The following is a 13,757-nucleotide window of genomic DNA, read 5'->3' on the forward strand; positions in this document are numbered from 1 at the left end:
TTACAATATCCCCGTGTTCCGGTAGTGCTACCTCCACATAATGCCTACTTGGTAAACTACGAAGCCAGGCTGGACAGAGTAGCTTACTCCGGCTGGGCCAGATATTTCTGCACCTTTTCCTGGTCGTACTTCGTCAGGTGCAGCTGCTCCTGCAAGGGCTGCCATTGTGGGCTGGGGTACCGGAGCAGGGCGGCTTGTAGTGGCACCTGTAACTGCTGCCGCCGCCACGTATCGGTGCTGAAAATCTGCTGGAACAGCTGTACGGTTTCGGCGCGAGGGTACCGGGCCAGCGCCAGGCAAAGCCAGCGCCAGGTATCTTCGTTGTAGTATTTCCAGGTCAGGTTACGGCTGAACAAGCGCCGCAGCTTCGGGTAGTAGTAGTCTTGGTGTGGAAAAGCTTGCACAGCTTCGAGGGCAAGCCGACCCCGGCGGCCCCGGCTGTTGTGATGCCCGGCCCGATAGCCCAAGCTACGCCGGATTAGCGGCCGGTCTGCGGCGCGCTGATAGCGGGCCAATGGCAGCAGGGCTGTGGGCGTACCCCAAGGCCGGTGGGCCAAGTGCCGCACCCGCCGGTAGTAGCGCGGGTTTGCTGGCAGCGTTGAAAGCAGTTGGGCCTGGGCTTCCAAGCGTACGCCCGGCTGAAATAGCAGCAAGCTGTCGATAATGACTTGCTGCGCCGGGGTAAGCGTAAAATCTCCTGGATCGGATTCGTTGGGGTCAACAAGCGCCAGCCAAAAGTCGCCGACCATTACGCTGGAACGGCCATGTGGTGACCATCTTGCCCACGTCTTCTGCTGGTCGCGCAGGTGAGTCAAGAGAAGCGGGAAAACTTCAGGCGCCCTTCTTCGCACCAATATCGAGAAAGCATAGGTCCGCAGGCTGGGTTTCAGATGGTTGGCCAGATACGTCAGCTCGGCGTTGGTTGCCTGGCATAAACCATGACGACCAAGGCTGTCTGCCGGACAGGAACTGCCCATACCGAAGCTAACGATGTTGTCGCGCCCCGGACGTGAGTGGCGTAGCTTTATCACCGCTTTGCGCGTGGCCGCAGACAGTCGTTGCGCCTGGCCAGCGGTTTGGCCCAGCACAAGCAGCATTATAAACAACGAAAGAACCCGGCCCACTTTGATAATTCGTAATGGAGCCCAAGATAAGCAGAGAGCTGTGGCTACGTTCTCTGTCGCACTTTATTCCTTCATAGCCAGCCTTCGCATAGCATTATGAGCGAGAGGCCGGGGCAACATAGCGCCGCTTTCGTGCAAGAACGAGGAAAAGCTACTCCACCACCGACACGCGCACTTTCTTGCCTTTCACCTTGGCACCCAGCAGGCGCTCCACCACTTCCGGGGCCAGCTGGCGGGGCACGGCCACGTAGCTGTAGTAGTCGAATACTTCGATGTGGCCCACCTGGTCACGGCCCACGCCGCCCACGTTCACGAAGGCCCCCACCAAATCGTGGGCGCTTACTTTGTCCTTCTTGCCGGCCGACACGTGCAGGGTCACGTTTTCGGGGCGGGGCGCTTTGGGGGCGGCGGGCGGCAGCTTGGGCGCGTGCATGGGCGTCCACTTGATGCCTTCGGCAATGGGCCACTTCTGCACGTGGGCTTGCTCCTTGGGCGTGGCCAGCAGGTGAGCCGTGCCGGCGGCACCGGCGCGGGCCGTGCGGCCGGCGCGGTGCTGGAACCCATCGGCTTTGTCGGGGGCGTCGTACTGCACCACCGTGTCGAGCAGGGTCACGTCGAGGCCGCGGGCGGCTACGTCGGTGGCTACCAGCACCTGGGCCGAGTTGTTGCGCAGCTTCATCAGGGCTTTGTCGCGCTCAGGCTGGGGCATTTTGCCGTGCAGCATTTCGGCGGCCACCCCGCGCCCGTGCAGGAAGCGCGCCAGCTCGGCGCACCGCTCACGGGTGTTGCAAAAGATGAGGGCGCGGCCGGTTTCGGGCTGGTTAAGCAGGTGCAGCAGGGCCGCGGGCTTTTGCTCCAGCGTCCCCACGTGGCCCAGGAGCGTAAGGTTTTCGGGCAGCTCGTCGGTGTCTTCACCAGCATTCACCACGCGGGGCCGCGTCAGGTTCTTGCGAATCAGCTCCAGTACTTTGTCCGACATCGTAGCCGAGAACAGCAGGGTCTGGCGACGGCGCGGCAGGCGCTTGATTATCTCCACCAGCTCGTCCTGGAAGCCCAGCTCCAACAGCTTATCGGCCTCATCCAGCACCAGCACCTTCAGCTGGTTGGGAATGATGCTGCGCCGCTCGAAGTGGTCGAGCAGACGGCCGGGCGTGGCCACTACCACGTGCGGAGCCTGCTTGAGCGAGGCTGTTTCCTCGCGGAACGCGTGGCCTCCGTAGAAGGCCGCTACGCGCAGGTTGGGCAGGTACTTACCGAGTTTCTTGAGGGCGTCGCGCACCTGCAAGGCCAGCTCCCGGGCGGGTACCAGCACAATCACCTGCACGGCGTCCACCTTCACATCCAGCTGCTGCAGCACCGACAGGCCGTAGGCGGCGGTTTTGCCGGAGCCAGTAGGCGCCTGCCCTACCACGTCCTGCCCGGCCAGCGCCATCGGAATAACTTGTTCTTGGACGGGGGTGGGGGCCGCGAAAGTCAGCTCTTCGAGAGCTTGCAGCAAGGTGGGCGCGAGGCCGAGGTCGGCGAAGGTAAGGGTACTCATGGGGCAAAGGTAACTATTGTTGACTGCCTGGGTGGTGAAGCAGCAGACTTAGCTGGCCTGAGTTTGCCGCTAGCTGGCCATTCAGCCCTTTACTCCTCCGTCACATCCACCAGGCGGTAACGCACGGCGGATTTCTTCGGGCGGATATCAATGCCGATATAGTGAGCATAGACCTTGGTGAAGCAGGCGCCGAAGTAGAAAATCATGGCGGAGTAGAACACGAACAGCAGCACCAACACCAGGCTGGACGCCGGCCCGTAAATGGGCCCCAGGTTGCGCTGCACCAGCAAGTGCCCCAGAATAAACTCGCCGATATCGATGAACACGGCGGTGAGCACGGCCCCGCGCAGCACAGCCCGCCAGGGTACTTTGGCCAAACTCAGGTTGCGAAACGTGGCCGCAAACCAGGCCGCCAGTATCAGCAGAGAAACTACCTGGTTGAGTATCTGCACCAGATAATAGCCGAAGGTGGCATCAAAGTCCTTGATATAGTCGGCAAACAAAGCCAGAATAGTATCGGAGGTGAAGGCCAGCACCGAAAGCAGGGCCGTGGCCAGCAGGGCGCCCAGGGAGCGGGCCCGCTCCTTCAGCATCTTCGCCAGCTGCTTCGTGGTGCGCCGGGGCCGCATGTTCCAGAGCTGGTTGAGCGAGTTCTGGATGACTACGAACAGCGTGGTGGCAATAAAGAGCAGAAACCCAAACCCCAGCCACGACACCAGTCGGCTGCGCTCCACGTTGGTCACGTTCTTCAGGATCTGCTGCACCAGCTCGGCCGCCGAGGAGCCCAGCAGATTGGCCAGCTTGGTAAGCAGCAGCCCCCGCACCAGGCTGGTAGAGTACAAGGAGCCCAGCAGCTGCACCAGAATGATGAGAATAGGGGGCAGGGCAAACGACGTGAAAAACGCGGTGGCGGCGCCCAGGCGCAACGGGTCGTTGGCGGCCAGCTCCTGGGCTGCTTTGCGGAGCAGCCAAAAGAAATCCGTCCAGACTTTGGGCCGGGGCTGGCCGGGGGCTCGTACTTTTGCCATTGGTCGCTCACCCACCCTGTGGGCGAACGGCCGCGGGTGCATTGCGCGAAGATACGCAGCGCCCCTGCATCTTCCGTATCTACTTTCGCCCGATTTCGTGCCCCAGCCGCTTCCTCCTCCCGATGCCTCCGCGCCGTCCGCTTCGCCGGATGGCTGGCTGCGGCGTAAAGTCATTCAGCCCGCGCTGGCCATCCTGCGGCAGGGCCTTTCCCCCAACCAACTGGCCCTTACCGTGGCCTTGGGCGTGTCATTTGGGCTGGTGCCTTTGCTGGGCGTTACTACCCTGCTGTCCTCCTTCGTGGCCCTGCGGTTGCGCCTGAACGTGGCGGCCATGCTGCTCGTCAGCCACTTAATGAGCCCCCTGCAGCTGCTGGTGATGATTCCGCTGCTGCAATGGGGTGGGCGCCTGCTCAGCGGAGGCCACGCCCCCCAACTCACGCTGAGTCGACTGCAGTACTACTTCGCCCACGACTGGGCCGGCGGGCTGCAGCTGCTTTGGCGGGCCGAGCTGGGGGCGCTGCTGCTGTGGGCCGGGCTTTCGGTACCTCTGGGCCTCTTCCTTTACCTGGGGCTGCAGCCGGTATTCAAGCGCCTGGCTGCCCGGCAGCCGGCGGCCGTAAGCAACGCGCAGCAGGCAGAAGAAGAAATTAGGCCAGAATAAAAAAGATGGCTCCCGCGGCGCGCCGCGGGAGCCATCAACATAAGAAAGGTCGGTGGCTTAGGCCTTCTGGTAAACCGGCTCGGTCTGGCGGAAGTAGCCCGCCAGCGGGTCGTTGGGGTCGGGGTTGAGGACCATCATGTCTACCAGCTGGCCTTCCTGCAGGTAGGGCTGCACGAAGGGGCCCATTTCCTGGAGGAAGCTGGCATCTTCGCCCTCAATCTGAAAGCCCAGCAGCAGGCGCGAAGGCTCCGGGGTGCCTTCTACCTGCATTTGCGCCAGATATACGGCCTGCACCAGGGGCTGGGCCGCACTGAACTTCCGGATCGACTCGGCCAGGGCCGTGGGGTATTCGGCAGGCTGGCTGAGCTGCACGCGCGTATCGGGAGCCAGACCCTGCGGGCCTTCCTCGTTCAGGGTACCCGACAGCAGATCTTCCAGCTCCTGGTTGGTGAGCAGCTTGCCCACCGGGGAGAAGGGGTTGAGCACGCACTCGGCCCCGCGCACCATGTTGAAGAAGTCGAACCCACGCATGCGCAGGTAGGGCACGCCCTCGGGCACGATGCCGCCCTCAAACACCCGCTCCAGGGAGCTAAACACGGGCAGCTTGTTGTCGTTGAGCATTTGCAGCTTCACTTCCGAGCCGGGCTCAATGGTGATTTCGCCGGAGTCGCGGCCTTCGGAGGGCAAAGGCAGGATAATCAGCTCGTGGCCCAGCAGCTCCTGGTAGAAGATAGGGCGGAACTGCGGCTCGTTGGCCGCGCGCATCAGGGCTTCTTCCAGGGCATTCTGCGGCTCAAAGGCAGGCTGCGGTGGCATGGGAGGCACGGGCGAAACCGGCATGGGCGGCATTACCGGGGCGGGCGTAGCAGTAGGCGAAGTGTATTGGGGGCGCGAGTAGCGCGGGCCTTTGCGCTCAGCCGCTGCCGGTGTCTCAGGCGTACCAGCTTCAGGCTTGCCGGGTGCGGCCGGCGGGGTAGTCGGCGCGGGGGTAGCTTCGTCGTTTTTCTTTTTCAGGAAATCAAATAGTCCCATTGCAGAGTCAGATTCGGGGTGAAGCTGCAAGCTAAGGAGGTTTTGGGGAAGATGCACCCCGTTGCCGCCGCTAAAACCGCGCGCCTACTGGGCCGTTTGCTGCCAGCGCCGCAAGAAATCCTGGCGGAAGGCGGCGCCCAGGGGCAGCACCTGGCCGGCCACCGTCAGCTGCTGGCTTTCCAGCCGCTCCACTCGCCGCAGCGGCACCACGTATGACTTATGCACCCGCACAAACTCCGCTTCCGGCAGCTCCGTGAGCAGGCGACGCAATGTATCCGTCACTACCAGGCGGCCGGCCACGGTGTGCACCTTCACGTAGTTGCCGTAGGCTTCCAGCAGCTGAATATCGGCCAGAGCCACCCGGTGGGTGGTGGCCCCATCGCGCAGGAGCAGGGCGGCCGGGGGCTCGGCAGCGGAAGCCGGCGTGGGAGCTGACGGGGCCATCGTTCCGGCACCCAGGCGACCTATGGCTTTCAGAAACCGGGGAAAGGGCACGGGCTTCACCAGGTAGTCAATCACGCCGTGCTCGTAGCTTTCGAGGGCAAACTCGCTGTGGGCCGTGGTGAGGATGACGGGGGGGCGCTGGGGCAGGGCCTGCAGCAGCTCCAGGCCGCTCATTTCGGGCATCTGAATATCGAGCAGCACGGCATCTACCGGGTGCTGGTGCAGAAACGCCAGGGCCTCGGCGGCGGTGTAGCAGTGGCCGGCCACGGCGAGGTGGGCCACCCGCCCAATGTAGGTGCGCAGCACCTCGTGGGCCAGGGGCTCATCGTCCACAATCAGCACGCGCAGGGGAGCAGGGTTCATAGGGCAAGGTAGAGGTCGGTGCAGAACTCGGTGGCCGAGGCTTCGGCGTGCAAGGTATGCCGGTCGGGGTATAGAAGGGCCAGGCGCTGGCGGGTATTGGCGAGGCCAGTGCCTGCTCCACCGCCGGCATCGGTGGCCGGGGGCAGGGCGTTGCGCAAGCTCAGGTGCAGCTTTCCGGCTTCCAGCGTCAGTTTTATCGTCACAAAAGAGCCCTGGGCGCGGCGCGTACCGTAGGTGAAGGCATTTTCGATGAGGGCCAGAAACAGCAGGGGTGGCACCGTGAAGCCCGCCGCCTGTTCGGGCTCTGGCAGCTCTACCACCAGCGGGCAGCGTGCACCCAGGCGCAGGGCCTGCAGGGCCGTGTAGCTGCGCAGGTAGTCCAGCTCTTCCTGTAAGGGCACGCGGGGACGCTGGGTGCTGTCGAGCTGGTAGCGCATCAGCCCGGAAAGCGCCAGGAGCATGTCAGGCGTTTGGGGGCTTTGGGTGAGGCTGAGGGCGTAGAGGCTGTTGAGCGTATTAAAGAGAAAGTGGGGGTTTACCTGGGCTTCTAAAAGGCGCAGCTGCTGGTCGCGCTCCAGCAGCTGGGTGCGCAGGCGGGTGCGACGCTGCGTGATAGAGCGCCACACCATGAGCACCCCCATGGCCAGCAGCTGCACAAACAGCACGTTAAAGCTGCTGTGCCCCCACGAATCCTGGGCGTAGAACCGAGTAAATACGAGCTTGAGTATCCCGCCCAGCAGCAGCGACCAGATCAGGAGCGCGGCCAGGTACTGAAAGTAGCGGCCCTGGTCCAGCAGGCGGGGCACCAGCACCAAGTGGTTCACGTACACGGCGCCCACAGTAGGCAGCAGCAGGTACACCAGAAACTCGTGAAAGACCGCCCAGGGAAAATCACCCGTCAGAAAGCGGCGGTCGGCCACCACCGACAGCGCGAGCATGGACGACCACACCAGCGCGTCGCGGAGCGTAAGCCGAAGCCAGGAAGGCAGCCCCACGCGGGGAGTCGGAAAAGCAGAAGTAGCCATACGTAGTCGAGGCCTTACCAACCCGGCCAGGCTCAGAACGAAAGTAGGCGATAGGGCTGCGGCCACCAACTGCGCATGATGAACGCGGGTTATCCGGGCCGGTAAGGTGTTGGTCCCTTTTTCGGGCGGGTTGGTCCGGCCGGTTTTTATTCCCGCCATCGGCCCGGCAGTTTTGGGCATCGAAAGGGCGCGGCTTTTCGCGGACTTCGTGCAACGTGTCTTACTTTTCCAACCTTACCCTATGAAAACTACCTCTCTACTTGCCCTCACCTTCGGTGGTCTGCTCACGGCTACTGCCGCGCTGGCGCAAACGCCCAGCGGTCCGGCCGGCACCTGGCAGGGTAGCTTAAAGCTGCCTTCCGGAGACCTGCAAACGGTGTTCACCCTGGCCGGCACCCCAGCCGCGCTCAGCGGAACCCTGTCGGTACCTCAACAAGGGCTGAAAGACATGGCCATCACGCGTGTCCAGCTGCGCGCCGATAGTTTATACCTGACGCTCACGCCCCTGGAAGCCCGGTTTATTGGTCGGTTCTCGCCCGATCAACAGCAGGTGTCAGGCTTGTGGCAGCAGGGCGGCGCCGAAATGCCCCTGACCCTGACGCGCGGCGCGGCCCCGGCCAAGGCAGCCCTGCGCCGCCCGCAAACACCCCAGGCACCGTTTCCTTACCAAAGCCAGGAGGTCAGCTTCACGAATGCAAAGGCTAAGCTAAACCTGGCAGGTACGCTCACCCTGCCCAAGGGCAAAGGCCGCTTCCCGGCGGTGGTGCTGGTGAGCGGCTCCGGCCCCCAGGACCGCAACGAGTCCATTCTCGGCCACCAGCCCTTCCTCGTGCTGGCCGACTACCTTACCCGCCAGGGCTTTGCCGTGCTGCGCTACGACGACCGGGGTACGGCTCAGTCCGGGGGTACGTTTGCCGGTGCCACCACTGCTGACTTCACCACCGATGCGCAGGCGGCCCTGGCTTACCTGCGTACCCGCCCCGACATCAAGCCCGACCAGGTAGCCCTGATTGGGCACAGCGAAGGCGGCCTGATAGCCTGGCAAACGGCCGCCCAACCCGGCGGGCCCAACCTGGTGGTGACCCTAGCCGGCCCCGGCCTGGCCGGCGACGCCGTGCTGCTACGTCAGCAGCAAGACATTGGGCGGGCCCAAGGTATGGATACGGCCTCGCTGGGCGAGATGCGGCGCGTAAATGGGGCATTGTTCGCGGAGCTACGCCGCCAGCCGGCCAGCACCAGCACCGAGGCGCTAACTAAGCTATTGGCGTCACGCGTACAGCAGCTGCAGCCGCAGGTAAGCGCGGAGGAAGCCCTGAAGGGAGTAGCCCCGCTCACGGGACCGTGGATGCGCTATTTCCTCACCACGGACGTGGCCACTTATCTGCAGAAAGTAAAAGTGCCCGTGCTGGCGCTCAACGGCGCCAAAGATACCCAGGTGGCCGCCGCAGAGAATCTGCAAGCCATTGAGCAGGGGCTAAAAGCGGCCCACAACCGCGACGTTACAGTTCGGACTTTACCGGGCCTCAACCACCTCTTCCAAACAGCCAATACAGGCGCCCCGCAGGAGTACGTGGGCCTGGAGGAAACCTTTGCTCCGGCAGCCTTGGAGGCCGTAGGGTCCTGGTTAAAAACTCACACAAGCGGCAAGTAGCTAAAATAGAGGAAGTGAGAGCTGTGAAGTAGGTGTCATACAACCCCTACTTCACAGCTCTCACTTTTCATTGACCGTCAGAGCCATTGCAGCGGCCCAGCAATTCCGACACTTCCCGGATGGTATAGGGCTCGTTCTTATTGCCCCAGTTCTGCTGCACGAAGTTCAGCAGGTTGGCAATCTGCGAGTCAGTCAGGTCAGTGTGGCCGGGCATCACCTGGTTGTACTCCACGCCGTTGACGACTACCGGCCCGCGCTGGCCCTTACGGATCAGGCAGGGCAGACTAGCCCGGTTGCGGGTGACGTAGTCGGAGGCGGCCACGGGCGGAATCAGGCGGCGCAGGCCTTCGCCCTGCTCGCCGTGGCAGCTGGCGCAGTGGGTCTGGTAGAGCTTGGCGCCTTCGTTCTGGCGGTTGGAAAAACAGCCGCCTATGCTCAGAGCTGCCGCCAGTACCGCGGCCGCCTGCAGGCAAGTGCGCAGCCAGCGCATCAGTTGGCTGCGGTGGCCGCGGTTTGCTCTTCCTCTTTCAGCAGCACGGGCAGCTCGCGGATAAGGCGGTCTACCTCGGCTTTCACCAGGCCATCGTAAAGGCCGCGCACATGGCCTTTGCTGTCAACCAACGCAAAGGTGCCGTTGTGGGCTACGCCGCCCGGGGCTTCCTTGTCGGGCTGGGCCGCGGTGAAGTAGGCATGTGCCAATCCAAAAATGGTGTCGCGCGGGGCCGTGGCGAAGTGCCACTGGCTGGCGTCTTTCACACCCAGCCGCTCGGCGTAGTCGCGCAGCACCGGAATAGAGTCGTGGTCCGGGTCGATGGTATGGGAGAGAAAGGCTACGCGCGGGTTGCCTTTGTACTGCTCATACACCCGCAGCAGCTCACTCTGCATTTTGGGGCAGATGCTGGGGCAGGTGGCAAAAAAGAAATCCGTGACATACACCTTGCCAGCAAACGTAGCCTTGGTAACCGGCTGACCTTGCTGGTTGGTCAGGTGGAACGTCGGCACCACGGCAAACACCGTATCGGCCGGGCCACCATCGGCGCGGGGCTTTACTTCCCGCTCCCCAATGTAAGGTAGGGTAGCCGCTTTATTGGGGTTAGAATCGAGCGAGCAGGAAGCCAGAAGCAGGCCGGCCGACCAGGCCAGTGCGCTGCTGCGCAAAGCCTGGCGGAGGAGAAAACGCATCATAGAGAAGAAGGAGTAGCGGCCGCCGGGGCCGCGGGCAATAGCGCCTGCGCGGAGTCGAGGCTGCTGTTCATGAGAAGGCCCACGGAATCGATGCGCTGCTGCTGCCGGGCAAAGTAAGCCAGCTGCCGGGCCGGCGCTACCGTGTCGGCGGGCTTGCGGTACTGGTGCATCCAGCCCATCATGGCGCTTTCGGCGGCCAGCAGGGCGCGCCTACGGGCAGCCGCGCCCGCGGAGTCGGCGGCGGGCAGGGCCTGGAGCTGCTGGCGGCGGGAGTAGAGCTGGTCCATCCGCGCCATCAGTGAGTCGTGGGAGGCCAGCACGCGCTGCTCGGCGGCCGCTACCTGCTCGGCAGGGTTGGGCGAGGAAGTGCAGGCGGGGAGCAGACCGCTCAGGCCAATCAGGAGGGCAACAACAATCGAAAACGTACGCACGCGGCAAAGGTACAGCACGATTGGCAACCATGCTCAACCATTGGCCGGTCTACCAGTTGGAATGCAGCTCGGCGTAGTGCCAGAGCCAGGAAGCCAGCGTCCAGGTGCCCCAGAGCAGGAGCCCAAAGCCCAGCAGCAACACAATGGCTACCACGGCCATCAGTCCTTTCCCGCTGCCCTGGTAGCGCCCTTCCTGGTAGTGGCGGCGCAGCAGCTGCACGTTTCGGTCGTTGGCCTTGTAGGCGAAGTCAAAGATGTTGCCCAGGATGGGAATGGAGCCAATCAAAGAATCCAGTATCACGTTGATAACCATGCGAATAATGAGGCTGCCGCTGGCTCCGTGGCGGAACATGGTCATAATCAGCACCCCGGAAATGGCCATCGACGGCAGATTGCCCACTACCGGAATTAGGCCCATGATGGGGTCGAGGCCGAAGCGCCAGGTGGTGCCGGGTACGCGGAACTGGCTGTCCATGAGCCGGGAAATGTGCGACACCCAGCGCAGGCGCTCATCCTGGTCGAAGGAAGTGGGAGAAGCCGGGGAAACAGGAGAGGAGGCCATAAGGGAGAGGTTATGCGCCTTCTAACGCAACTCCGCGTAAAATGATAAACTAACCTATTGCGCCGACCGGCAGTTATAGCTTAGCACCCTACGCATTCTACTCACTTACCAACTCACCACGATGGAACAACGCACACTGGGCCGGCAAGGCCTCACGGTATCGGCCCTGGGCCTGGGCTGCATGGGCATGTCGGATTTCTACGCCGGCCGCGACGATGCCGAAAGTACCCGCACCCTGCACCGCGCCCTGGAACTGGGCATCACATTCTTCGACACAGCCGATATGTACGGCCCCTACACCAATGAAGAACTGGTAGGTCGCGCCTTGCGTGAGCAGCGCCAAAACGTGGTGCTGGCTACCAAATTCGGTATTCAGCGCGACCCCAACGACCCCACCCGACGTGGCATCAGCGGGCGGCCGGAATACGTGCGCGAGGCCTGTGAGGGTAGCCTACGCCGCCTCGGCACCGACTACATCGACCTGTACTACCAGCACCGCGTTGACCCCAATACGCCCATTGAAGAAACCGTGGGCGCCATGGCCGAGCTGGTGCAGGCGGGCAAAGTGCGCTACCTGGGTCTTTCCGAAGCCTCGGCCGAAACCATCCGCCGGGCCCACGCCGTGCACCCCATCACGGCCCTGCAAAGTGAATACTCCCTCTGGAGCCGCGACCCGGAAGACGGTGTGTTGCAGACCTGCCGCGAGCTGGGCATTGGGTTTGTGCCCTACTCGCCCCTGGGCCGGGGCTTCCTCACGGGGCAGATTCAGCGGTTCGAAGATCTGGCCGCCGACGACTACCGCCGCTTCACGCCGCGCTTCCAGGGAGAGAATTTTCAGAAGAATCTGGATCTGGTAGCCCGCATCCGCGAAATGGCCGAGCAGAAGAACTGTACGCCCGGTCAGTTGGCGTTGGCCTGGGTGCTGGCCCAAGGCACAGATGTGGCCCCCATTCCCGGCACCAAGCGCGTGAAGTACCTGGAAGAAAATGTGGGCGCCCTGGGCGTGTCACTCACTGCCGAAGAGCTGCAGCGGCTCGACGAACTCGCGCCTCAGGCAGCCGGCTTGCGCTACCCCGCCGAAATGATGAAATCGGTGAACGGGTAACTATTCCGGATTACGGCAGGAAAATCAACGTCATGCTGAGCTTGTCGAAGCATCTCTACCGCTTCCTTGGACCGTTCGATAGAGATGCTTCGACAAGCTCAGCATGACGTATTGCCGGAAACCGGCGCCTTATTTCCCCAGGGGCGGGAGCAGATCAATCCACCCATCTTCGCTTACCACGATGGCCAGGCAGGGGTAGCGGCTGGTTTCCACGTAACGCACGGCGGAGTTGAAGCGCGACCCGCGCGAGGAGTCACCTTTGGCCGTAGCCAGCCCGTCGAGGATGGCGCCAATGCCGAAGCAGGTACCCTGCGGGTCGATGAGCACGGCCCCGTCGATGTTGGTGACCAGGCGCACCATGGCCGGGGTAATGCGCGTGGGCGTGACGCGGTAGCACTGCGTAGCCAGGCGGCGAGCCTCTTGGGCGGCCCCATCCGAAATAAGCAGGATGGTGCCCGTCGGCTGGGAAGTAGCACTGAGCGCCAACGACCACAGGTACTCCACGCCTGCTGCATCCATGTCGGGCCAGTTGCGGCGGATGGCCCGCTCAAAGTTGCGCTCATCTACCCGGGAGCGGGGCAGGCGCGGCGTGTTCGATACGACGCGCATCATCACTTCCCCGGCGTGGCTGAGGTCCCAGCTGTAGTGCTTGGTGAAATGCACCATAAACAGGGGCTCATAGTTAGGGTCGTCGAGTGCTACGACCTCGCCCAGGCCAAACAGATTGGCCGCGTCGCTCATCAGGGCCACGTTTTCCTCGCTGAGCTCCAGGAGCTTGCGCATCGACCGATGGTCGCGCAGGGCAATGGGCGTTTCCAGCAGTAGCACGGGGCGCACGGCCGGGTGGTGGCGGCGCGAAAGAGCCATCAGGCCCACGCCCTCGTCGCCCTCGTGGCGCAGGGCCGCAATGCCGTTACAGGCGTCGTAAAGGCCGTGGTTGCCGTTGCCAACGGCCAGCATAAAGCGGCGGCCGGCGGCGCGCAGCAGCTCGTTGTAGTCGCGGTCGAGAATGGGGCGGTCCTCATCCAGGTCCGACTCGCGCAGGGCCCGCAGGCAGTCGTGCAGAAACTCCTGCACCGTGGCCTGCAGCAGGGAGCCGGCGCGGCCATTGGGGGCGGCCGGCAGGGCGTAGTGGCTGTGGTAAGCCTCGGCACTCATTTGCAGCACCACCAGGATCTGGTAGTTGCTCACGCTCACCGGCTGCGAGCAGAACGATACCCGCGCCTCGGTTGGGGAAGCCGCCTCCAGGTCGGCAATGGTGGCTTCGGTGGCCCGCCGCAGCAGGTTGTACCAGCGCATCTTTTCAAACCGGTCGTGGTCGGTAGGGTGCAGGTGGTACACCACTTCGCGCGGACCTTCGGGCTCCAGCTGGGAGGCCCGGTTTTTCACTTCCTGAAACTGCGAAGGCCGGTAGCGGTGAGTAGGCGGCTCGATGACTACCGCGGCGGGCTCGTTGGGTTCCTTGGCGGAGGCCAAGCCTAGCAGGAATACCTCCGGGCGCAGGTTGCGGTCGAGCAGGTTAAAAATTCCTTCGGCAAAGAGTTGGGCGGAGACGCGGAAGAGGCTTTTCTGGGAATCCCACATGGGCAACAAGGAGCAGCCGCCG

Annotated in this window: 14 protein-coding genes; 3 read left to right on the top strand and 11 right to left on the bottom strand. The window is 63.2% G+C overall.

All coding sequences use genetic code 11. From position 1 onward, the window contains the following. Nucleotides 1-83 precede the first annotated feature (83 nt). From FY528_RS01990 to FY528_RS02000, 3 genes are all read right to left on the bottom strand, one after another. Complete coding sequence (locus FY528_RS01990; protein ID WP_149069304.1) at nt 84-749, bottom strand: hypothetical protein; 666 nt, start codon at nt 747-749, stop codon at nt 84-86. A 526-nt stretch (nt 750-1,275) separates the two neighbouring features. After that, a complete protein-coding gene (locus FY528_RS01995) occupies nt 1,276-2,664 on the bottom strand; it encodes a DEAD/DEAH box helicase (RefSeq protein ID WP_149069305.1) in 1,389 nt (462 codons plus the stop codon). Nucleotides 2,665-2,753: 89 nt separating this feature from the next. Further along, a complete protein-coding gene (locus FY528_RS02000; RefSeq protein ID WP_187631954.1) occupies nt 2,754-3,692 on the bottom strand; it encodes a YihY/virulence factor BrkB family protein in 939 nt (312 codons plus the stop codon). 97 nt (nt 3,693-3,789) lie between these two features. Between FY528_RS02000 and FY528_RS02005 the strand changes: the two genes are divergently transcribed. Beyond that, a complete protein-coding gene (locus FY528_RS02005; RefSeq protein ID WP_187631955.1) occupies nt 3,790-4,353 on the top strand; it encodes a DUF2062 domain-containing protein in 564 nt (187 codons plus the stop codon). A 57-nt stretch (nt 4,354-4,410) separates the two neighbouring features. On the opposite strand, the gene FY528_RS02010 is transcribed toward FY528_RS02005, so the two are convergent. The 3 genes from FY528_RS02010 to FY528_RS02020 all read right to left on the bottom strand — a co-directional run bounded on the left by FY528_RS02010 (nt 4,411) and on the right by FY528_RS02020 (nt 7,217). Then, nucleotides 4,411-5,385 carry an enhanced serine sensitivity protein SseB C-terminal domain-containing protein gene (locus tag FY528_RS02010; RefSeq protein WP_149069307.1) on the bottom strand — a complete coding sequence of 325 codons (975 nt, stop codon included), beginning with the start codon at nt 5,383-5,385 and terminating at the stop codon, nt 4,411-4,413. Nucleotides 5,386-5,469: 84 nt separating this feature from the next. Continuing rightward, nucleotides 5,470-6,192 (bottom strand): LytR/AlgR family response regulator transcription factor, encoded by a 723-nt coding sequence (locus tag FY528_RS02015; RefSeq protein ID WP_149069308.1) that lies wholly within the window; start codon nt 6,190-6,192, stop codon nt 5,470-5,472. Beyond that, nucleotides 6,189-7,217 carry a sensor histidine kinase gene (locus FY528_RS02020; RefSeq protein ID WP_187631956.1) on the bottom strand — a complete coding sequence of 343 codons (1,029 nt, stop codon included), beginning with the start codon at nt 7,215-7,217 and terminating at the stop codon, nt 6,189-6,191. Before FY528_RS02020 ends, FY528_RS02015 begins: the two co-directional genes overlap by 4 nt. A gap of 241 nt (nt 7,218-7,458) precedes the next feature. Between FY528_RS02020 and FY528_RS02025 the strand changes: the two genes are divergently transcribed. Continuing rightward, a complete protein-coding gene (locus tag FY528_RS02025; RefSeq protein ID WP_149069310.1) occupies nt 7,459-8,868 on the top strand; it encodes an alpha/beta hydrolase family protein in 1,410 nt (469 codons plus the stop codon). A gap of 67 nt (nt 8,869-8,935) precedes the next feature. On the opposite strand, the gene FY528_RS02030 is transcribed toward FY528_RS02025, so the two are convergent. The 4 genes from FY528_RS02030 to FY528_RS02045 are packed head-to-tail and all read right to left on the bottom strand — an operon-like array spanning nt 8,936 to nt 11,046. Further along, on the bottom strand, nt 8,936-9,358 hold the full coding sequence (locus tag FY528_RS02030) for a c-type cytochrome (RefSeq protein ID WP_149069311.1): 423 nt from the start codon (nt 9,356-9,358) through the stop codon (nt 8,936-8,938). Continuing rightward, nucleotides 9,358-10,053, bottom strand: a complete 696-nt coding sequence (locus FY528_RS02035; protein WP_262383881.1) for an SCO family protein — start codon at nt 10,051-10,053, stop codon at nt 9,358-9,360. Before FY528_RS02035 ends, FY528_RS02030 begins: the two co-directional genes overlap by 1 nt. Beyond that, nucleotides 10,050-10,484: a hypothetical protein gene (locus FY528_RS02040; RefSeq protein ID WP_149069312.1), complete on the bottom strand. Its 435-nt coding sequence runs from the start codon at nt 10,482-10,484 to the stop codon at nt 10,050-10,052. The genes FY528_RS02035 and FY528_RS02040 overlap by 4 nt, the downstream gene beginning before the upstream one ends. Nucleotides 10,485-10,533: 49 nt before the next feature. Further along, on the bottom strand, nt 10,534-11,046 hold the full coding sequence (locus FY528_RS02045; RefSeq protein ID WP_149069313.1) for a DUF4112 domain-containing protein: 513 nt from the start codon (nt 11,044-11,046) through the stop codon (nt 10,534-10,536). A gap of 121 nt (nt 11,047-11,167) precedes the next feature. On the opposite strand from FY528_RS02045, the gene FY528_RS02050 reads away from it, so the two are divergent. Continuing rightward, nucleotides 11,168-12,151 (top strand): aldo/keto reductase, encoded by a 984-nt coding sequence (locus FY528_RS02050; protein WP_149069314.1) that lies wholly within the window; start codon nt 11,168-11,170, stop codon nt 12,149-12,151. A gap of 129 nt (nt 12,152-12,280) precedes the next feature. Here the strand turns inward: FY528_RS02050 and FY528_RS02055 are convergent, their stop codons facing one another. Then, nucleotides 12,281-13,735 carry a diadenylate cyclase gene (locus FY528_RS02055; RefSeq protein WP_149069315.1) on the bottom strand — a complete coding sequence of 485 codons (1,455 nt, stop codon included), beginning with the start codon at nt 13,733-13,735 and terminating at the stop codon, nt 12,281-12,283. Between the last annotated feature and the right edge of the window lie 22 nt (nt 13,736-13,757).

Origin of the sequence: Hymenobacter lutimineralis, assembly GCF_008271285.1 — a bacterium.
Lineage (GTDB): Bacteria > Bacteroidota > Bacteroidia > Cytophagales > Hymenobacteraceae > Hymenobacter > Hymenobacter lutimineralis.

Bases quoted from the DNA above. Each gene is read 5' to 3' on its own strand.
- FY528_RS01990 (WP_149069304.1), bottom strand. From the start codon at position 749: ATGGTCGGCGACTTTTGGCTGGCGCTTGTTGACCCCAACGAATCCGAT.
- FY528_RS01995 (WP_149069305.1), bottom strand. From the start codon at position 2,664: ATGAGTACCCTTACCTTCGCCGACCTCGGCCTCGCGCCCACCTTGCTG.
- FY528_RS02000 (WP_187631954.1), bottom strand. From the start codon at position 3,692: ATGGCAAAAGTACGAGCCCCCGGCCAGCCCCGGCCCAAAGTCTGGACG.
- FY528_RS02010 (WP_149069307.1), bottom strand. From the start codon at position 5,385: ATGGGACTATTTGATTTCCTGAAAAAGAAAAACGACGAAGCTACCCCC.
- FY528_RS02015 (WP_149069308.1), bottom strand. From the start codon at position 6,192: ATGAACCCTGCTCCCCTGCGCGTGCTGATTGTGGACGATGAGCCCCTG.
- FY528_RS02020 (WP_187631956.1), bottom strand. From the start codon at position 7,217: ATGGCTACTTCTGCTTTTCCGACTCCCCGCGTGGGGCTGCCTTCCTGG.
- FY528_RS02025 (WP_149069310.1), top strand. From the start codon at position 7,459: ATGAAAACTACCTCTCTACTTGCCCTCACCTTCGGTGGTCTGCTCACG.
- FY528_RS02030 (WP_149069311.1), bottom strand. From the start codon at position 9,358: ATGCGCTGGCTGCGCACTTGCCTGCAGGCGGCCGCGGTACTGGCGGCA.
- FY528_RS02035 (WP_262383881.1), bottom strand. From the start codon at position 10,053: ATGATGCGTTTTCTCCTCCGCCAGGCTTTGCGCAGCAGCGCACTGGCC.
- FY528_RS02045 (WP_149069313.1), bottom strand. From the start codon at position 11,046: ATGGCCTCCTCTCCTGTTTCCCCGGCTTCTCCCACTTCCTTCGACCAG.
- FY528_RS02050 (WP_149069314.1), top strand. From the start codon at position 11,168: ATGGAACAACGCACACTGGGCCGGCAAGGCCTCACGGTATCGGCCCTG.
- FY528_RS02055 (WP_149069315.1), bottom strand. From the start codon at position 13,735: ATGTGGGATTCCCAGAAAAGCCTCTTCCGCGTCTCCGCCCAACTCTTT.